This window comes from Acidimangrovimonas sediminis, assembly GCF_002871005.1.
Lineage (GTDB): Bacteria > Pseudomonadota > Alphaproteobacteria > Rhodobacterales > Rhodobacteraceae > Acidimangrovimonas > Acidimangrovimonas sediminis.
In genome coordinates, this window is sequence record NZ_PHSN01000006.1 from 171,289 (window position 1) to 190,210 (window position 18,922).

Here is an 18,922-nt window from a genome sequence, read left to right on the forward strand (position 1 = left end):
TGTCTTATCCCGGCAGGGGACGGGAGTCAGGCATGGTCGGGATCACTGCAAAGCGCCGGATATGGGGCTGGTTCTTCTTCGACTGGGCCAGCCAACCCTACAACACGCTTCTGCTTACATTCATCTTCGGCCCCTATTTCGCCAGCCAGTTCACCGACGGCGCCCGCGCGCAGGAGGTCTGGGGCTGGGGCATCGGCGCGGCCAGCCTGACGATCGCCGTGCTCGCCCCGATCCTCGGCGCGATCGCCGACCGCTCCGGGGGGCGCATGGCGTTCATCTGGGTCTTCTCCGTGATGTATGTCGTGGGGGCCTGGGGGCTTTGGTATTCCGCGCCCGCGACCTTCGATCCGGTGACGATCCTCGTGTTCTTCGGCATCGGCCTGATCGGCATGGAATTCGCCACGATCTTCACCAATTCGCTGCTGCCCGAGCTGGGCACGAAGGAAGAGATCGGGCGGATCTCGGGCTCCGGCTGGGCCTTCGGCTATGTCGGGGGGGTGATCTCGCTGGTGCTGATGCTGACGCTGTTCGCCGAGAACGCCACGGGCCGGACGCTGATCGGGATCTCGCCCATCCTCGGCCTCGATGCCGCTGCGCGCGAGGGGACGCGGGCGGTCGGCCCCTTCACCGCGATCTGGTACGCGGTGTTCATGATCCCGTTCTTCCTGTGGGTGCGAGAGCCGAAAAAGCCCGGCGCGGTGCCGATTGGCCGCGCGGTGCGGGTAGCGCTGCCCGAATTGCGCGACACCCTGCGCGGGCTGCCGCGAAACCCCAGCCTCTTTGCCTTTCTCGGCGCGTCGATGTTCTACCGCGACGCCCTGAACGGCATCTATGCCTTCGGCGGCCTCTACGCGACGAAGGTACTGGAATGGTCGGTCGTGCAGATGGGTGTGTTCGGCATCCTCGCCGCCGTGACCGGGGCGATCTTCACCTGGGTCGGCGGCAAGGCGGATTCTCGGTTCGGGCCGAAACCGGTGATCGTGGTCTGCGTGCTGGTGCTGATCATCGTCGTGATCTCGATCGTCATGGTCACACGGCACGCGGTCTTCGGCATTGCGGTGACGCCCGACAGCAAGCTGCCCGACATCACCTTCTACGTGCTGGGCGGGCTGATCGGCGCGGTCGGAGGCACGATCCAGTCCGCCAGCCGGACCATGCTGGTGCGCCAGGCCGATCCGGCCAAGATCACCGAAAGCTTCGGACTCTACGCGCTGTCGGGCAAGGCGACCTCCTTCCTTGCGCCGACGGCCATCGCGGCGGTGACCGGGCTGACCGGCTCGCAACAGCTTGGAATCACGCCCCTGATCGCACTCTTTCTTATCGCGGGTGTTCTGTTAGTCTGGGTGAAACCCGACGGCGACCGAGCAGACACCCTATGGGCAAACCCTTCCACCGACTGATCCCCGCGCTTCTTGCGGGCCTCGCCTTGGTCATGGCGACGTCCGCCGGGGCACAGCCGCTGGCGAAGACGCTTTTCGGCGCGGTCGACGGACCGAGCCGCGGCCCGTCGCTGGCGATCGGATCCTACAGCCGGGGGTGTGCCCAGGGCCTGGTGCGGCTGCCGCAGACCGGCCCGACCTGGCAGGCGATGCGGCTGAGCCGCGACCGCAACTGGGGGATGCCCGAGACCGTCTCGTTCATCGAGGACCTGAGCCGTTATGCCGCCACTCTGCGGGGCTGGAACGGTCTCTACGTCGGCGATATCGGGCAACCGCGGGGCGGGCCGATGGCCTCGGGGCATGCCAGCCATCAGATGGGGCTAGACGTCGATATCTGGATGCTGCCGGGCACCGATATGCGCCTTTCCCGGGCAGAGCGCGAGAAGATCAGCTCGATCCCGATCCGCACGGCGGACCAGCGCAACGTCACCCGCAACTGGGACCGGCAGCATTACCTGCTGATGCGCCGTGCCGCGATGGATCCGCGCGTCGACCGGATCTTCGTCGCCGCCGCCGCCAAGATCGCCATGTGCAACGCGACGCCAGCGAACGACCGGGGCTGGCTGCAGAAGATCCGGCCGTGGTTCGGCCACAACTACCATTTCCACGTGCGGCTGAAATGCCCCTCCGGCGACCCGCTGTGCCGGACACAGCGGCCGACCGTGGCCAAGCTGTCGAAGGGCGGCGACGGCTGTGACGCCACCTTGAACTGGTGGGTGACGGATCTGCTCAACCCGCCCAAGGGACAGCCGAAGAAACCCGCGAAACCCAAGGGGCCGCCCAAGCGGACCGCGCGCACCTACGTCCTGTCAGATCTTCCGTCGCAATGCGCTACCGTCCTGTCCTCGCCCTGATCGCGGGCGTCGCGCTGGCGGGCGCGGCCGTCGGCACGATGTCGGGGCGGGCCCGGACGCCGGATCTGGCCACGCATGTCGGCACCTATGTCTGGCATGTCGATGACCCCCATTTCGGCGGCTGGTCCGGGCTGGAGCTCAGCGACGACGGCCACCGTTTCCTCAGCCAGAGCGACAAGGGAAACCTGATCTCGGGCAGCCTCACGCGCGACGCCTCCGGGGCGGTGACTGCCGTCTCGGCCAACCCGATCACGCCCGAGCGTGGCCCTGACGGCAAGGTCCTGCGCGCGACCCGGCGCGACAGCGAGGGGCTGGCGGTCTCGTCCTCGGGCAAGATCTATCTCAGCTTCGAGGGGATCCAGCGTGTGCTGGAATACGATCGTCCCGATGGCCCGGCCCATGCCCTGCCGCGCGATCCCGCGTTCCTGAACATGCCGCTGAACGGCTCGCTCGAGGCGCTGGCGGTGGATGCCGGCGGCGCGCTCTATACCATGCCCGAAGTCGGGCCGGTGGGGCACCCGATCCCGGTCTACCGCTACGCCGGCGGACGCTGGACCCAGCCGTTCAGCCTGACCCGGCCCGATCGATTCCGCCCGGTCGGGGCCGATTTCGGCCCCGATGGCCGGCTCTATATCCTCGAGCGGGCCTTCCTGGGCATCTTCGGCTTCCAGACCCGGGTGATCCGCGTGACCATGGGCGCGGGCAACCGCCCGGTCGACGCGGTGCAGCTGTTCCAGAGCTACCCTGGCCAGTACGACAACCTCGAGGGGCTGGCCGTCTGGCGCGATGCCCAGAGCCGGATCCGCCTGACGATGATTTCCGACGACAACTTCCTCTTCCTACAGAAGACCGAGCTCGTCGATTACGTCGTGGCCCCGGCGATGGCGCATGCCGCGTCCGCCAAGGGGCCGTGACCGCTGCGCCCGCGCACCCCGGTGACCAATCGTCAGGCCGGCTGTAAGGGTGGCGTAAGGTTTCCTCGTCAGATCCTTTCCCGTGGCTTAAGGGGACATGGGAACGGAATGCACAGGCTGGACAAGGTATTGGGGCGGCATGCCCTGGCGGTGAAGATCGGCGCGGCGTTGGGGTTCGAGCTTTTGATTTTCGCCGGAGTGCTGTTTTACGGGGCGGGCACAGACGACTGGACAGGGGGGTGGTTCTTTCTCGGGCTGGTGACCATCTCGATCTTTCCCGCCGCGTATGCGCTGCTGCGCCACGATCCGAAACTGATCGAGGCAAGGCTGTCGCTCGCGCCGCGCGGGCAACCCCTTTCCGACCGCATCTTCGTTCCGTTCCACAGTGCGATGATCCTGCTCTGGGCTGCGTCGGCCGGATACGACGCAGTGCGCCATGGCTGGTCGCACGTTCCGTTCGACCTGAGGGCGGCGGCGGCGCTTTGCCTGCCGCTATGCGTCTGGATGGGATACATGACGATGCGCCAGAACCCGTTTCTGGCCACGACCGTCTGTCTGCAGACGGACCGCGGGCACCGGGTCGTCGACAACGGCGCCTATGCCATCGTGCGGCATCCGTTCTACACCGTCACCATCGCCTGCCAGCTCAGCGCCTCGCTCTTGCTGGGAAGCTGGCTGAGCGTGGCTCTGACACTGATCATCGCCGCGATGCTGGCGCTTCGGCTGGTGCACGAGGAACGCTTTCTTGAGGAAAACCTCGCCGGCTATGCCAGCTACAAGGCGCGGACGGTCTGGCGGCTTGTCCCCGGCCTCTGGTGACAATCGGTTCCGCCAAGATCGGCCTGAACGCTTGACCGTGACCGGCGCGGGGCGATAAGGCACCGCGTCCCCGACCCGGCGGCGGGTCGGGGCCAAGTCTCCGCGACCTTGTCAAAACGGAAAGCACATATGATCCGCACCTACCTGCCCGGCGTCCTCGCCATGGCCATCGTCGTGGTGGCCTCGAACATCCTCGTCCAGTTCCTCTGCGGCCAGTGGCTGACATGGGGCGCCTTCACCTACCCGTTCACCTTTCTCGTCACCGACCTGACCAACCGGGTCTTCGGCGTCCGCGTGGCCAAGCGCGTGGTGTTGGCCGGCTTCGTCGTCGGCCTGATCTGCTCGCTCATCGGAACGCAGATCGACGGCGCCTACGGTCCCTTGGTGACGGCGCGCGTGGCCTTCGCCTCGCTCACCGCCTTCGTTGTCGGCCAGCTGATGGACATCTTCGTCTTCAACGCCATGCGCCGGCGGGTGTGGTGGCAGGGTCCGATCCTGTCGTCGCTGATTGGGTCTGCACTCGACTCGATCATCTTCTTCTCCCTGGCTTTCGCTGCGGCGCTTACACTCCTCGGCCCGGCCGCCGATGTCGCCTGGGCGAACGAGATGCTGCCGATCCTCGGCGTCGGTCCGCGCGCGCCGCTATGGGTCAGTCTGGGGGTTGCCGATTGGGGGGTGAAGCTGGCCCTCGTCCTCGTGTCTTTGCTGCCTTATCGGGCAGTGGTGCGGAAAGTGACCGTACCCCTTGCGTAAAAACTTTTGACAAACACAAAATCTGTGTCACCCTTTCCTTAGCTGAAACGCATTGAAAGGAGGTGGTCCAGTGTCGAGAGGGATATTGGAGAGAGGTGTCAAGACAGTCAGGAGGATTGTCGCCTGAGGGCAGCCCCGAAGGCTTCACCCCCCTGATTGGGTCTCCTAATTGGCCCATCTCCAGGAACTCGGAGGGCCGTGCGCAACGCACGGCCCTTTTCCTTTTGCCGCGCTGCGGCTAGCCTCCGGCCTATGCTGCGCATCACCGACGATATCGTCCTGCAGGACTGGGAAATGACCGAGAGCTTTACCCGCTCTTCCGGTCCCGGCGGGCAGAACGTCAACAAGGTCGAGACCGCGGTCGAACTGCGGTTCGAGGCCGAGCGCTCGCCGCATCTGCCGCCCGCGGTCAAGGCCCGGCTCAGGCGGATCGCGGGGAGGCGCTGGACGGCGGACGGCGCGCTGGTGATCCGGGCCGAGGACACCCGCCACCAGGCCCGCAACCGCGAGATCGCACGCGAGCGGTTGGCCGAGCTGATCAGAAAGGCCCTGACCGCGCCGAAGAAGCGGATCCCGACACGCCCCACGCTGGGAAGCCAGCGCCGCCGCCTGAAGGCAAAGACAGAGCGCGGCCAGGTCAAGGCCCTGCGCGCCCGCCCGAACGAGCCAGAGTAGCGCCCCCTCCCGGCGATACCCCCTTCTTCTGAGCGGAAATATCCCGGGGGTCCGGGGGCTGGCCCCCGGCCCGCTTGCCACGCGCCAACGCGCCCCGTACATCAGCGCCATGTTCATCGTCGCTGCGCTCTACCATTTCACGCCCTTCGCCGACCCGGCCGCGCTGCGTGCGCCATTGCTGGCGCTGTGCGAGGCCGGGGGCGTGCGGGGCACCCTGCTGCTCGCACCCGAGGGGATCAACGGCACGATCGCGGGCCCCCGCGAGGGCATCGACGACGTGTTGGCACATGTGCGCGGGCTGCCGGGCTGCGCGGCGCTCGGCTGGAAGGAAAGCCATGCCGAGACGATGCCTTTCGGGCGTATGAAGGTGCGTCTGAAACGCGAGATCGTCAGCATGGGGCAGCCGCAGGTCGATCCGGTCGGCGCGGTCGGGCGCTATGTCGCACCCGCCGAGTGGAATGCCCTGATCTCGGCCCCCGACGTGGCCGTGATCGACACGCGCAACGCCTACGAGGTGGCGATCGGAAGCTTCGCGGGTGCGGTCGATCCGGGCACCGACCGCTTTCGCGACTTCCCGGCCTGGTGGCAGGCGAACCGGGCACGGTTCGAGGGCAAGCGGATCGCGATGTTCTGCACCGGTGGAATCCGCTGCGAGAAGGCGACCGCCTACCTGCGCTCGGAAGGCTCGGCGGAGGTCTTTCACCTTCAGGGCGGGATCCTGAAATACCTCGAGGAGGTGCCCGAGGCCGAAAGCCTCTGGCAGGGCGAATGTTTCGTCTTCGATAAGCGGGTCAGCGTGGGCCACGGTCTCGTGCCCGGCAATCTGTCGACCTGCCACGCCTGCCGGCGGCCTCTGACCGACCGCGACCGCGCGGCCCCCGAATACGAGGAGGGGGTCAGCTGTCCGGCCTGCGCAGAGGAGTATTCCGAGGCCGATCGGGCAAGATTTCGCGAACGTCAGAGGCAGGTCGAACGGGCCGAGGCTCGCGGCACGCTCCACATCGGCCGGCAGGACGTCTAGCCGCGGCCGGTTCCGGCCGTGTGTCCCGCAGGGTGACCTTGCGTCACCTAATGTGCAAACCAGTAACATTCGCTCTTCGGGGGCGGGTCGGCGTCTTGACGGGCCAGCTCGCAAACACAATGTTGCGATCCAGCCGTGTGCAGCGTTCCGGAGGAGAAGGGCGCGCGCGTGTCGGCCGGAGGAACGTTTCCCTATGTCCAGTCGTTTTCGCTTTCACCGCGTCGCCGCGATTGTCGTTCTGCTCGGCGCGGGCGCCTGGGTGGCGACCGGCAAGTTCTCGGCCGTCGGCAGTGAACAGCCGGAAGCCTCCGCCGATCGTACCGCCGCGGCGGACCAGCCGGCCCCAGGCCCTTCGGCCCAGGCGGGCGGCGCGACGGCAGATGCCGGCCGGCCCACCGTCGCGGTGGTCACGCCAGATTTCCAGGAACACCGCCGCGCCATCGTGATCTCGGGCAACACCGCGCCGGACAAGTCGACGACGCTGGCCGCGCGGTCGAGCGGCATCATCGACGCGCTGCCCGTTCATAAGGGCGAGCGGATCGAGAAGGGCGCGCTTGTGATGCGGGTCGAGGGGCCGGAATTCACGGCCAATGTCGCCACCGCCGAGGCGATGCTGGCACAGCGCCAGCGCGAGTTGACGGTTGCCGAGAAGCTGAACAAGTCGGGCAACACCTCGGATACCGCGCTGACCGCTGCGAAATCGGCGATGGCGGCGGCCCAGGCACAGCTGAGCCAGGCCCGGGCCGACAAGGACCGCCTGCAACTTACCGCGCCGTTCTCCGGCGTGATCGACGCGGTCCCGGTCGAACTTGGCGAATGGGTGCAGATCGGGACACCGATCGCTGCTCTGCTGTCGCTCGACCCGATAGTGGTTAAGGCCGAGGTGAGCGAGACCGACATCGGGGTCATTCACCGCGGGTCGAAGGCCGAGGTCCGCCTTGTCGACGGCCGCAAGCTTGAGGGCACGGTGCGTTTCGTCGCCTCCGAAGCCTCGGCCCGGACGCGGACCTTCCCGGTCGAGGTGGCGCTACCCAATGAAAAAGGCTCTATCCCGGCGGGAATGACTGCCGAAGTCACACTCTACGCACCTGCGGTTGAGGCGATCCGGGTGCGCCGGTCGGTGATCACGCTGAACGGCAACGGCGATCTGGGCGTGCGGGCGATCGGCAAGGACGACGTGGTGCGCTTCGTGCCGGTGAAGCTTGTCGACGACACGCCGGACGGGCTTATCATCACTGGCGTGCCGGGGGATGTCAGGGTGATTGTCTCGGGCCAGGACATGGTCGCCGTGGGTGCACGGGTCAACGCCGTGACCCAGCCCAAGAACGCCGCGCTCGAATGACCGGCGCGATGGGGGCGGGGCGATGAAGCTTGTCGAAACCGCGATCCGCAACGCGCGGCTGACCATCTCGATCCTGGTGTTCCTGATGATCGCCGGCGCCATGGCCTACATCTCGATCCCGAAGGAGGCCGAGCCCGACGTCCAGATCCCGATCATCTACGTCTCGATGCACTACACCGGGATCTCGCCCGAGGACAGCGAACGGCTGCTGCTGCGGCCGATGGAATCGAAGCTGAAGAACATCAGCGGCATCAAGAAGATGACCTCGACCGCCTACCAGGACGGCGGCAACGTGCTGATCGAGTTCCAGGCAGGGGCCAACCTCGACAAGGCGCTGACGGACGTGCGCAACGGGGTGCAGGACGCCAAGCCCAAGCTGCCCGACGGCACGGACGAGCCCGAGGTGCACGAGGTCAACCTGTCCGAGTTTCCGGTTCTGGTGGTGACGCTTTCGGGCGACGTTCCTGAACAGGCGCTGGCGGTCGCTGCGCGCGAGCTGCAGGACCGGCTCGAGGAGGTTCCGGGCGTTCTCGAGGCCAAGCTTCAGGGCGTGCGCGACGACGTGGCCGAGGTGACGATCGACCCGGCGAAGCTGTCGTCCTACGGGCTCAGGGCCGACCAACTGATCCAGGGGGTGCAGGCCAACAACCAGCTGGTCGCGGCCGGCGCGCTGGAAGGGCGCCAGGGGAAATATGCGGTCAAGGTGCCGACGCTGATCGAGACGATCAACGACGTCGCCGACCTCCCGATCGTGGCCGACGGCAACGCCACGGTGACGGCGCGCGACATCGCGACCGTGCGGATGACGCAGAAGGACCCCGAGACGATCACCCGGTTGAACGGCAAGCCCGCGGTGGCGATCGAGATCTCGAAGCGCGTGGGTGCGAACCTGATCGAGACGGTCGACACCGTGAAGACGATCACCAACGACTTCGCCAAGATCCTGCCCAAGGGCGCCGTGGTCACCTTTTCCCAGGACAAGTCGGACAACATCCGCCAGCTTCTGTCGGATCTTCAGAACTCGGTCCTGACGGCGGTGATCCTGGTGTTCATCGTCATCCTTTTCGCGCTGTCGGGACGGGCGTCGCTGCTGATCGGGCTGGCGATCCCGGCGTCGTTCCTGATCGGTATCCTCGGCCTCGACATGGCGGGGCTGACGGTGAACATCGTCGTTCTCTTCTCGCTGATCCTCGCCGTGGGGATGCTGGTGGACGACGCGATCATCGTCACCGAGTTCGCCGAACGCCGGATGTCCGAGGGCATGGACAAGCGCGCGGCCTTCGCCATGGCCTCGCACCGCATGGCGGGCCCGGTGATCGCGGCCACCATGACCCGGGTCGCGGCCTTCTCGCCCCTCCTGTTCTGGCCCGGGGTGGTCGGCGAGTTCATGAAATACATGCCGATCACGCTGATCGCGACGCTCTCGGCGTCGATGCTCTACGCGCTGATCTTCGCGCCGACGCTGGGCGCCATGGTCGCCCGCCCCGTGGTCGAGGAGGAAAAGCACCGCGACGGCCTTTACATGAAGATCGTCGGCCGGGCGATCCGTCACCCGTGGCTGGTGCTGACGCTGGCGGTGGCCGCGCTGGTCGCGGTACCGGTGGCTTACGGCAAGTACGGCAAGGGGGTGGAGTTCTTCCCCAATGTCGAGCCGGATTACGGCCTGCTCTACGTCCATGCCCGCGGCAACCTGTCGATCGACGAGAAGGACGCGCTGGTGCGGCAGGCCGAGGACCGGATCCTCGGCTGGCCCGGGATCAAGACGGTCTACACCCGCGTGGGGCAGGGGTCGGGCGCGCAGGGGCAGGATGTGGCGGCCGACGTGGTGGGAACGATCCAGTACGAATTCGTCGACTGGCGCCACCGCAAGCCCGCGAACGAGATCCTCGCCGACCTGCGCCGCGTGATGGTCGGCATTCCGGGGGCCTCGGTCGAGGTTTCGGTGCCGCAGGCGGGGCCGCCCACGGGCAAGGCGATCCAGGTACAGCTGTCGTCGGCGGATCCGTCGGTATTGCCGGCGGCGGCGAAGAAGGTGGCCGATCTTCTGGGCGGGATGAAGGATGCGATCGACATCGACGACGGCATGCCGCTGCCCGGCATCGACTGGGAGCTGAAGGTCGACCGGGCCGAGGCCGCCCGCTACGGCATCACCCCGGGATCGGTCGGGGCGATGGTGCGGATGGTGACGAATGGCCTGAAGCTGTCGGAATTCCGCCCGACCGGGGTCGATGACGCGGTCGACATCACCCTGCGCCTGCCGCGCGAGCAACGCACCGTGTCCGAGCTGGACCAGCTTCGGATCGAGACCAGCGACGGCCCGGTCCCGATCTCGAACTTCGTGACGCGCGAGGCGGCGCCGACGGTGGGCACGCTGACGCGGATCGACGGGGTGCGCACGATCACCGTGCAGGCCAACATCCCCGCCGGGGTGCAGCAGGATCCGGTGCGCCAGAAGGTGGCGGCGGCGGTCGCGAAGATGGGATTCGACACGCAGGGGATCCGCTGGAAGATGGCGGGCGCGGACGAGGACCAGAAGGATGCGCAGGCCTTCCTCGGCAAGGCATTCCTTGCGGCGATGGCGCTGATCTTCGCGGTGCTGCTGGCACAGTTCAACAAGTTCACCTCGGTCGGGCTGGTGCTCTCGGCGGTGGTGATGTCGACCATCGGGGTGTTCCTGGGCCTGATGATCATGGGCCAGCCCTTCGGCGTGGTGATGACCGGGATCGGGATCATCGCGCTGGCGGGCGTCGTGGTGAACAACAACATCGTGCTGATCGACACCTACGACCAGCTGCGCGAGGGCGGCATGGCCAAGGTCGACGCGATCCTGGAAACCTGCCGGGAGCGGGCCCGGCCGGTGGTGCTGACGGCGCTGACGGCGATCCTTGGCGTGCTGCCGATCGCCTTCGGCCTGAACCTGGAGATCCTGAGCCACGAGACGACCTATGGCGCGCCGTCGACGCAATGGTGGATCTCGCTGTCCTCGGCCATCGTGTTCGGGCTGGCGTTCGCGACCGTGCTGACGCTGATCGTGACCCCCTCGATGCTGATGATCGTGACGCGCGGCGACGGTCCGCGTCGGCGGCGGCGCTGGTTCGGGCTGTTCGGGCGCCGTTCGTAGGGCGCGTTTGAACGCACCCTACAGGGGCATCACGGCCCCAGCACCGCGCCGGTCGGGTCCTTCAGCCGTAGCCGTTCTTCCACCGGCACGGTCTGGCGCTCGATCATCCGATGCACGCGGGGGGCGCCCTCACCCTTGTGCAGGGCCAGAAGCTGCTCGAAGACCTCGGCATCGGCCTGGGTCCGGCGGGTATTGTGGCGCACGTAATCCGTCCAGGTCGGAACGTGGTAGGTCTCGGTCCAGATGTCGGGATTTTCCAGGTCGCGCAGAAGCGACCATTGCTGCGCCCCGTCGCGCCGCCTAACCCGGCGGCGCAGCGTCATGACGCGCAGGAACTCGGGCAGGTCCTCCTGCGCGATCTCGTAATCCACCATCACCATGATCGGCCCCGATTGCGGCTTGATGTCCAGCCGCAGCAGCGGTTCTGAGAACCGGCCAAGGGGGTCGAGGTTCAGCCCACCCTGTTCGTCCAGCGGCCAGCGCAGACCCACCACGGCGCCGATCAACAGCACGCAGGTCGTGCCGAAAAGCGCGGCCGGAATGCCCCAGCTGCCCGCGACCGCGCCCCAGATCCAGCTGCCAGCGGCCATGCCGCCGAACGTTGCGGTCTGGTAGAGGGCAAGCGCGCGGCCCACCACCCAGCGCGGCGTGGTCAGCTGGACCGTCACGTTGAACAGCGACAGCGCCAGCACCCAGCAGGCGCCCGAGATCAGCAGCACGGCGCAGTTCAGTGCGAAGGACGCACTCAGCCCCAGCACCAGCGTGGAAAAGCCGAACCCGAGGAAGGCGCCGCGCACCACCGTCTCGTTGGAATAGCGCGCGCGGATCCGGCTGTTGGAAAAGGCGCCGAGGATCGCGCCGATGCCGAAGGCGCCCAGCATCACGCCATATCCCAGCGCTCCGGTGTTCAGCATGTCGCGCGCCACGAGGGGCAGAAGCGCAAGGATAGAGACGGCCGCGATGCCGAAGATCATGCCGCGCGCCATCAGCCGCAGCAGGTGCGGCGACATCGAGACATAACGCAGACCGGCCCCGATCGCCCGGCCGAAATGTTCGCGGGGAAGCGCGTTGTCCGCGGTCTCGGGGTGCCAGCCGAACAGTGCGGCGATCAGGAAGACGTAGGAGGCGGCGTTGAGGGCGAAGGCCGCCGCCGCCCCTGCCGCCGCCACGATCGCGCCACCGATCGCCGGGCCGACCGACCGCATCATGTTGAACCCCATGGAGTTCACGAGGACAGCCTTGCCCAGCTCCTCCTTGCCGATGATGTCGCCCATCGAGGCCTGCCACGACGGGTTGTTCAGCGCCTGGCCACAGCCGATCAGGAAGGTGAAGGCCAGAAGGCTCCACGGTCCGAGGCCGCCGAGGAAGGCCACCGCCGTCAGCAGCACCGACACCACCAGCATGAAGACCTGTGCGGCCAGCATGATCCGCCGCCGCGGGAAACTGTCGGCAAGCGCGCCGGCGGGCAGCGCGAACAGCATGATCGGCAGCGTGGTCGAGGCCTGCACCAGCGCCACCAGCGCATGAGAGGTGGTAAGCGAGGTCATCGCCCAGCTCGCCCCCACGCCCTGGATCAGGCCCCCCAGATTCGACACCAGCGCCGCCGACCAGAGTGCCCGGAAGGTACGGTTGCGGAAGACCCCCAGAAGTGACGACTGCGCAGCCACTTGTTCCCCCTCTCGCTGTGTCCTCCCCGGATACGCCGCCCGGGCGGCGGCGGCAAGGTGGCGCAGGCCCGAACGCTTGCCAACCGCCCTGTCGCGGCGCCAGACTTCCCTGCAAGAGGCAAGGGAAGGTGGCAGATGACCGGAAACAGGATCGACGCGCTCAGACGGCTCTACGAAGGGCACAGCCGCCGCGCCCACCGGTTCCGCTACGCGCTTCTGGCCTTCGACCTGGTCACCGTGATCTTCGTCGTCGCCACCTCGTTCAGCCGTCACGGCCCGCTGGTCGAGGCGATCGACGCGGTGTTCGGTCTGCTGATCCTGGCCGACTTTGCCGCGCGGACGGTGATCGCGCCGCGCAAGGGCCGGTTCTTCCTGGCGCCGTCCACGCTGGCCGATGTCGCGGCGATCGTCTCGTTCCTGGCGCCGCTGGCGGGCGAGGGGCTCGGATTCCTCAGGATCCTGCGCACGCTTCGCCTGCTGCACACCTATCAGATGCTGAAACGGCTGCGCACCGACTTCCGCTTTTTCCGAAGCCATGAGGAGGTGATCGTCGCCGCGGCGAACCTTCTGGTGTTCATGTTCGTCATGACCGGCCTTGTCTATGCCACCCAGTACCGCAGCAATCCGCAGATCGGGAACTATGCCGACGCGCTTTACTTCACCGTCACGGCGCTGACGACGACGGGGTTCGGCGATATCACCCTGACCGGCACCACGGGGCGGATGATCTCGGTCGCGGTGATGATCTTCGGCGTCACGCTGTTCCTGCGGCTGGCACAGGTCCTGTTTCGCCCCGCGAAGGTGCGCCACACCTGCCCGACCTGCGGCCTGAAGCTGCATGACCCCGACGCGGTGCATTGCAAGCATTGCGGCACCACCTTGCATATAGAGACCGAAGGCAGTGTCTGAACGCGGGGGCGGGAGTTGCGGCCTTTCGATGGGGTAGGCGGCATTTGAGATGAATGCCGTGCGGAAGCTTTCGCCGTGCAGGGGCGATTGTTGGGAAAACGGAAACTTCGGCCTGCGATAACCCCGGCACTGTGCCGTGGTGGGCGCGATCGAAGGGGTGATGTGGTGGACATCGGGTATGCCGCGACAATCGCGGCCAACCCTGCCGTCCTGACGGCGGGGATCACGGATTTCACGATTCTCGAAGGCAGCGGGGGGCTGACGCTCTATTCCGCGACCGGCCCCGATGGCGGCCTGGGTGCCTGGCGGATCGGCGCCGGCGGAACGGTCAGCCAGCTTGGCCTGCAGGCCTATCCCTCTGGGTCGGCGCTGCCGTCTGACACGCGGCTGCTTGCGCTCGACCTGCCGTCGGGGGGCGAGGGGCTGGTGGCGCTGGGTCGGCAGGGCGCGACGGTGAAGGCGCAGAAGGTCGGCGCCAGCGGCGTCGTCAGCTCGACCAGCGTGGACCTGACGCCATCCTGGGGCCTGGCCGGAACGCCCGGTGTCGGCGACAGCGTGGGCGGCTATGTCGCGCTGTCCGAGCAGGGCGGGGCGTATCTGCGGCTTTACGGCTACGACAGCTCCGGCCACCTGGTGCAGACCGACAAGGCGGACGCGCTGAGCCAGACCGGGCTGAACCGCGACGGCGGGATCGGGGCCATCGCGGGGATCGAGGTCGGCACTGGCGATTACCTTGTGGTCGGCCTGCACGGCGCCGACCAGGTGATGAGCTACAAGGTATCCTCGGGTGGCAAGCTGTCGCTGGTCGACCAGGTGGGGATCACCTCGGGGCTGGGCATCGCGGCCCCCACGGCGATCGACACCGTGGTGATGGACGGCCACAGCTACGCGATCATCGGCGCGGCGGGGACATCCAGCCTCAGCGTGGTCGAGGTGCGGTCGGATGGCACGTTGCTGGCCACCGACCACATCCTCGACGATCTCGCGACCCGGTTCCAAAACGTCACGTCGGTCGCGGCCACGGTGGCCGACGGGCATGTCTTCGTATTGGCGGGGGGCAGCGACGACGGGATCAGCCTGTTCGCCCTGACGCCGGGCGGGCGGCTGGTGCACCTTGGAGCGGTCGAAGACACATACGACCGGGCGCTGGCCAACGTGAAGGCGGTGGAGTTGGCCGCGGTGGGCGGAACGCTGAACCTTTTCGCCGCGTCAGAGACGGATCCCGGCATCGCGCACATGACCGTCGCGACCTCGGCCCTGGGGGTCGTGGCGCAGGGGTCGGCGGGATCGGTGACTGTTTCGGGCAGTGCGGGTGACGATATCCTGATCGCGGGGAGCGGGGCGAATGCGCTTTCGGGCGGGGCGGGGGCGGACCTGTTCGTATTCCGCCCCGAGGCCGCCCTGGCGACGGGCCAGCTGGGCACCGTGCTCGACTTTCAGAAGGGGATCGACAAGCTCGACCTCTCGGCGCTGCCGCTGTGCCACGGCACCGACCGGATCGCGTTTTCGGCGAAGAGCTGGGGCGTGCGGCTGACCTATGGCGAGTACTGGATCGACGTGCGTTCGGCCGACGGCGGGACGCTGCGCGCCAGCGATTTCACCGACGCCGACGTGGTCAACGTCGACCGGACGTACCTTGGCAATGCCGGGGACGAGGCGGTGGTGATCACCGAGGCGACGGATACGGGCACCACCCCGGGCAGCAGTGGCGGCGTCATGACCACGGCGACGGGGGCCGCCGACCTTCTGGCCTGTGACGATTCCGGCGGATACCTGTCGGGCCTTGGCGGCGACGACACGCTGACCGGCGGCAGCGGCGACGACACGCTGGACGGCGGACAGGGCGCCGACCTGATGGACGGGGGCGAGGGCACCGACTGGGTCAGCTATGCCAGCGCGACAAAGGGCCTGCATGCCGACCTTCTGATCCGGTCCTCCAACACCGGCGATGCCGTCGGCGACAGCTACACCTCGATCGAGGCGATCCTCGGCTCCGGCTATTCCGATCAGCTTCTGGGCTCGAATGACGCCAACCTGATCTACGGCGATGGCGGGCACGACCTGATCAAGGGCCGCCGCGGTGACGATGTGCTGGACGGCGGCGCGGGGGAGGACACGCTGGACGGCGGCGGCGGCGCGGACGATCTGCGCGGCGGCGCGGGATGGGACATCGCCAGCTATGCCACCTCGGCCGAGGGCGTGCGGGCCGACATGGCGGGTCCCGGCACGAACACCGGGGATGCGGCGGGCGACAGCTACAATTCGATCGAGGGTCTGCTGGGCTCCGCCGCGGGAGATACGCTGGGGGGGACCGACGCGACCGAGTGGTTCGGCGGTGGCGATGGCGACGACTGGATCCTCGGCCGCGGTGGCAATGACACGCTGGAGGGCGGCGCTGGCAATGACACGCTCGAAGGCGGGGCGGGATACGATTATCTTGTCGGTGGCGATGGGCTGGGCGACGTCGCCAGCTACTTCAACGCCGGTACGGGCGTCACGGTGAACCTGTCGAATCCCGACGTGAACCAGGGCGATGCGCGCGGCGACATGTATTCCGGGATCGAGGTGGTCCTTGGCTCCACCTATGCCGACGACCTGCGCGGCACCGGCGGGGCCAATACGCTGGTCGGTCGGGCGGGCGACGATTTCCTGATCGGGCTGGGCGACCGCGACATGCTGCGGGGCGACGACGGCGACGACACGCTGGACGGCGGCGATGGCAGCGACACGCTGCGCGGCGGCGCGGGGCATGACGTGATCTATGCGGGCCAGGGCAACGACCGCGCACTGGGCGAGGACGGCAACGACCGGATCATCGCGACCCTGGGCAACAACAAGCTGTTCGGCGGCAGCGGGGCCGACACGATCAGCGATGGGCCGGGGGCCTCTCGCCTCGTGGGAAACGCGGGGTCGGACTACCTGCTGGGCGGCGCGGGCGACGACACGATCGTCGGGAATTCGGCGCATGACACGATCCTCGGCGGCGAGGGGCGTGACAAGATCGTCGGCGGCACCGGCAACGACGTGATGGCGGGCAATGCCGGCAACGACTGGTTCGTGTTCAACCCGGGTTATGGTGCCGACACGGTGGCCGATTTCAGCGTGGTCGAGCATGATCAGCTGTACTTCAACCGCACGCTTGCGGGCGGTCGCGACGCGGCGGGAGTGATGGGGCTGATGCACGACACGGCGCAGGGGCTGCTGTTCGGGTTCGACGACGGTACAAGCGTGCTTCTGTCCGGCCTGCATTCCACCACGGGGCTGGAGGCACACATCGTCGTTTTTGGCTGAAACAGGGTCTTTCCGGGGTCACCCCCGTGCAAGGTTTTTCTGGTGGTGGCGGATCGCGTCGCGCAAGTCGTCGTGCCAGGTCAGGCGGCCGGCCTCCAGCACCGCGCCCTGGGTGCAGAGCGCGCGGACCCCGCCCAGGGCATGGCTGACGTAGATTGCCCCGGCAGTGCGCAACCGGTCGCGGAACACCCGCTCGCTCTTCTTTCGGAACCTCGCGTCGCCGACGCTGGTGACTTCGTCCACCAGGTAGTGGTCGAACGGCAGGCCCATCGAGGTTCCAAAGCTCAGCCGCGCCCGCATGCCCGAGGAATAGGTGCGGAACGGCAGGCGGAAATGCTGGCCCAGCTCTGCGAATTCCTCGACGAAGTCCGCGAGTTCGTCACTGTCCACGCCATAGATGCGGGCCACGAACCGCACGTTCTGCGCCCCGGTAAGGTCGCCGTGGAACGAGCCCGCGAAGCCCACCGGATAGGAAATCGACCCCTCGGCCACGATCCGGCCCGACGAGGGCGGAAGCACGCCCGCGATCATCCGCAGAAGCGTGCTTTTCCCCGCGCCATTGCGACCCAGAAGGGCAACCGAAACGCCCTTGGGAAAGACCGCGTCGATACGGTTCGCCACGACGTGGTGGCGGCCGTGCAGGCGATAGTGCTTCGACAGGCGTTCCAGCCGGATCATCGCCGGTCCCGCACCGAGTAGAAGATCAGCGTGGCCACCGCCCAACCCAGCAGAAGGAAGGCCGACAGCATGTTCAGCAGCATCGAACGGCGCGGATATTCCGGATCGTCGGCCAGTGTGGGGCGGATGTAGGCGGCAAGGTAGCGCGACTGCTGCTGCGCCTGGCTCAGCGCCATGTCATAGGCTGCCAGCGCCGAGGTATAGGCGCGTTCGGCGAAATCCTGATCGGCGGCGAGGCGCTCGAAGCTGGCGACCAGCGTGGCGTAGCTTTCGCCCGACGGCCCCTTGCCCGTGGCGCTGAATCGGTCGCGCTCCTCCTCCATGCGCTTGCGGATCAGGGCGATGCGCCGCTCCGCCTGAGTGATGCGCAGGTCGCCGGCCTTGGTATTCTCGCGCAAGAGGTCGAGGTCGATCAGCGCCTGCGCCATCTGCGCCTGGAGCGAGTTCAGAAGCCCCATCTTGCCCTGTATGTCGGCTTTCGGGTCGACGATCCGGCTTTTCATGCGAAACGCGGTCATCGCCTCGCGCGTTGATTTCAGGCGGGTCTTGGCGGTTTCTAGTTCGGTCCGCGCATAGCGGGTGGCATCCTCGCGCGCGATGTCCGACAGCGCGTTGATCCGCCGGGCGCTTTCGTCGAACAGGGCGTTGGCGATGCGCTGGGCGTCGGCGGCGGTAAAGGCCCGCACGGTGATCTCCATCAGCCCGGTGGCGGGGTCGTAGGCCAGGTCGACCATGCGGTTCCAGTAATCGGTCAGCCCCTCGATCCGCACCTTGGGATCAAGGCCGAAGACCGGGTCATGCGGGTAGGGCGGCGACCAGAGCGCGCGCAGGTCGACCCGGCGGTCGACGGCGGCGACCATTTCCTGGCTCTGGATGAACTTGTAGAGGATATCCATGTCGGAGGAGGACGAAGCCCCGCCCGCCAGCGCCGACAATCCGCCGAGGATGTCGAGGGAGGAGCGCATCTGTTCGGTTCGCACGGCAAACCCGACGGTCGAGCCGTACTGATTCGCGGCGATCCCCCAGAGGTAGCCGCCCGCCGCCAGCACGGGCAGCAGCACGCAGATCACGAAGGTGGCCAGCAATCCGCGATGACGTAGCCGCCAGCGCGCCCGGCTTGCCACGGGGCGTTGATAGGGTCCGGGCAGGGGGCGCTGCGGCGCGGCCGGCCGGGGTGCTTCAGGTTGGGGTGCTTCAGGTTGGGGTGCCGCAGGTTGGGGTGCCGCAGGTCGGGGAGGAGGGGCCTTCGCCTGTGGGCGACCAGCCTGGGGGCCCTTTGCCGGCCCGGCCTTCGGTTGGCCGGGTCTCCGCGGGGCATGTTTCGCGTGACCGGGGGACGGGGCTGCCCCTGCCGGCCGCGGCTTGACGGGCTGGGGCGCCCCGTTGCGATGGGAATTGTCCGGGGGAACGGCTTCGGCACTGGCGCGGTGGGGGACCGT

14 protein-coding genes are annotated in these 18,922 nt (G+C 67.5%); 11 read left to right on the forward strand and 3 right to left on the reverse strand.

Annotated elements, in window-relative coordinates; all coding sequences use genetic code 11:
* Positions 1-32 precede the first annotated feature (32 nt).
* The 9 genes from CVV76_RS07220 (at position 33) to CVV76_RS07260 (ending at position 10,938) form a co-directional block, all read left to right on the forward strand.
* Positions 33-1,400, forward strand: coding sequence for an MFS transporter (locus CVV76_RS07220; protein WP_102223962.1), 1,368 nt, complete (start codon positions 33-35; stop codon positions 1,398-1,400).
* The gene (gene mepA, locus CVV76_RS07225) at positions 1,376-2,293 is read left to right on the forward strand and encodes a penicillin-insensitive murein endopeptidase (RefSeq protein WP_102223963.1); all 918 of its coding nucleotides are present in this window, start codon (positions 1,376-1,378) and stop codon (positions 2,291-2,293) included. Before CVV76_RS07220 ends, mepA begins: the two co-directional genes overlap by 25 nt.
* Positions 2,266-3,207 carry an esterase-like activity of phytase family protein gene (locus CVV76_RS07230; protein WP_102223964.1) on the forward strand — a complete coding sequence of 314 codons (942 nt, stop codon included), beginning with the start codon at positions 2,266-2,268 and terminating at the stop codon, positions 3,205-3,207. Before mepA ends, CVV76_RS07230 begins: the two co-directional genes overlap by 28 nt.
* Before the next feature lie 108 nt (positions 3,208-3,315).
* Complete coding sequence (locus CVV76_RS07235; RefSeq protein WP_102223965.1) at positions 3,316-4,026, forward strand: methyltransferase family protein; 711 nt, start codon at positions 3,316-3,318, stop codon at positions 4,024-4,026.
* A gap of 129 nt (positions 4,027-4,155) precedes the next feature.
* Positions 4,156-4,779 carry a queuosine precursor transporter gene (locus CVV76_RS07240; protein WP_102223966.1) on the forward strand — a complete coding sequence of 208 codons (624 nt, stop codon included), beginning with the start codon at positions 4,156-4,158 and terminating at the stop codon, positions 4,777-4,779.
* Positions 4,780-5,031: 252 nt separating this feature from the next.
* Positions 5,032-5,454 (forward strand): alternative ribosome rescue aminoacyl-tRNA hydrolase ArfB, encoded by a 423-nt coding sequence (arfB, locus tag CVV76_RS07245; RefSeq protein ID WP_102223967.1) that lies wholly within the window; start codon positions 5,032-5,034, stop codon positions 5,452-5,454.
* A 109-nt stretch (positions 5,455-5,563) separates the two neighbouring features.
* Complete coding sequence (gene trhO / locus CVV76_RS07250) at positions 5,564-6,475, forward strand: oxygen-dependent tRNA uridine(34) hydroxylase TrhO (RefSeq protein ID WP_102223968.1); 912 nt, start codon at positions 5,564-5,566, stop codon at positions 6,473-6,475.
* A 193-nt stretch (positions 6,476-6,668) separates the two neighbouring features.
* On the forward strand, positions 6,669-7,817 hold the full coding sequence (locus CVV76_RS07255) for an efflux RND transporter periplasmic adaptor subunit (protein WP_102223969.1): 1,149 nt from the start codon (positions 6,669-6,671) through the stop codon (positions 7,815-7,817).
* A gap of 22 nt (positions 7,818-7,839) precedes the next feature.
* On the forward strand, positions 7,840-10,938 hold the full coding sequence (locus tag CVV76_RS07260) for an efflux RND transporter permease subunit (RefSeq protein ID WP_102223970.1): 3,099 nt from the start codon (positions 7,840-7,842) through the stop codon (positions 10,936-10,938).
* Positions 10,939-10,967: 29 nt separating this feature from the next.
* On the opposite strand, the gene CVV76_RS07265 is transcribed toward CVV76_RS07260, so the two are convergent.
* Positions 10,968-12,605 carry an MFS transporter gene (locus CVV76_RS07265; protein ID WP_102223971.1) on the reverse strand — a complete coding sequence of 546 codons (1,638 nt, stop codon included), beginning with the start codon at positions 12,603-12,605 and terminating at the stop codon, positions 10,968-10,970.
* A 135-nt stretch (positions 12,606-12,740) separates the two neighbouring features.
* Here CVV76_RS07265 and CVV76_RS07270 point away from each other — a divergent pair, with 135 nt between their 5' ends.
* Both CVV76_RS07270 and CVV76_RS07275 read left to right on the forward strand, forming a co-directional pair.
* Entirely contained in the window at positions 12,741-13,514 is a 774-nt protein-coding gene (locus tag CVV76_RS07270; RefSeq protein ID WP_102223972.1) for an ion transporter, read from the forward strand.
* Positions 13,515-13,676: 162 nt separating this feature from the next.
* Positions 13,677-16,805: a calcium-binding protein gene (locus tag CVV76_RS07275; RefSeq protein ID WP_233192758.1), complete on the forward strand. Its 3,129-nt coding sequence runs from the start codon at positions 13,677-13,679 to the stop codon at positions 16,803-16,805.
* An 18-nt stretch (positions 16,806-16,823) separates the two neighbouring features.
* On the opposite strand, the gene CVV76_RS07280 is transcribed toward CVV76_RS07275, so the two are convergent.
* Positions 16,824-17,483 (reverse strand): ABC transporter ATP-binding protein, encoded by a 660-nt coding sequence (locus CVV76_RS07280; RefSeq protein WP_102223974.1) that lies wholly within the window; start codon positions 17,481-17,483, stop codon positions 16,824-16,826.
* Complete coding sequence (locus CVV76_RS07285; RefSeq protein ID WP_102223975.1) at positions 17,480-18,607, reverse strand: sugar transporter; 1,128 nt, start codon at positions 18,605-18,607, stop codon at positions 17,480-17,482. Before CVV76_RS07285 ends, CVV76_RS07280 begins: the two co-directional genes overlap by 4 nt.
* Positions 18,608-18,922: the final 315 nt, after the last annotated feature.

Excerpts from the sequence above, each read along its gene's own strand:
- CVV76_RS07270 (WP_102223972.1), top strand. The coding sequence starts at position 12,741 with ATGACCGGAAACAGGATCGACGCGCTCAGACGGCTCTACGAAGGGCAC.
- mepA (WP_102223963.1), top strand. The coding sequence starts at position 1,376 with ATGGGCAAACCCTTCCACCGACTGATCCCCGCGCTTCTTGCGGGCCTC.
- CVV76_RS07235 (WP_102223965.1), top strand. The coding sequence starts at position 3,316 with ATGCACAGGCTGGACAAGGTATTGGGGCGGCATGCCCTGGCGGTGAAG.
- trhO (WP_102223968.1), top strand. The coding sequence starts at position 5,564 with ATGTTCATCGTCGCTGCGCTCTACCATTTCACGCCCTTCGCCGACCCG.
- CVV76_RS07280 (WP_102223974.1), bottom strand. The coding sequence starts at position 17,483 with ATGATCCGGCTGGAACGCCTGTCGAAGCACTATCGCCTGCACGGCCGC.
- CVV76_RS07220 (WP_102223962.1), top strand. The coding sequence starts at position 33 with ATGGTCGGGATCACTGCAAAGCGCCGGATATGGGGCTGGTTCTTCTTC.
- arfB (WP_102223967.1), top strand. The coding sequence starts at position 5,032 with ATGCTGCGCATCACCGACGATATCGTCCTGCAGGACTGGGAAATGACC.
- CVV76_RS07240 (WP_102223966.1), top strand. The coding sequence starts at position 4,156 with ATGATCCGCACCTACCTGCCCGGCGTCCTCGCCATGGCCATCGTCGTG.
- CVV76_RS07230 (WP_102223964.1), top strand. The coding sequence starts at position 2,266 with ATGCGCTACCGTCCTGTCCTCGCCCTGATCGCGGGCGTCGCGCTGGCG.
- CVV76_RS07255 (WP_102223969.1), top strand. The coding sequence starts at position 6,669 with ATGTCCAGTCGTTTTCGCTTTCACCGCGTCGCCGCGATTGTCGTTCTG.
- CVV76_RS07260 (WP_102223970.1), top strand. The coding sequence starts at position 7,840 with ATGAAGCTTGTCGAAACCGCGATCCGCAACGCGCGGCTGACCATCTCG.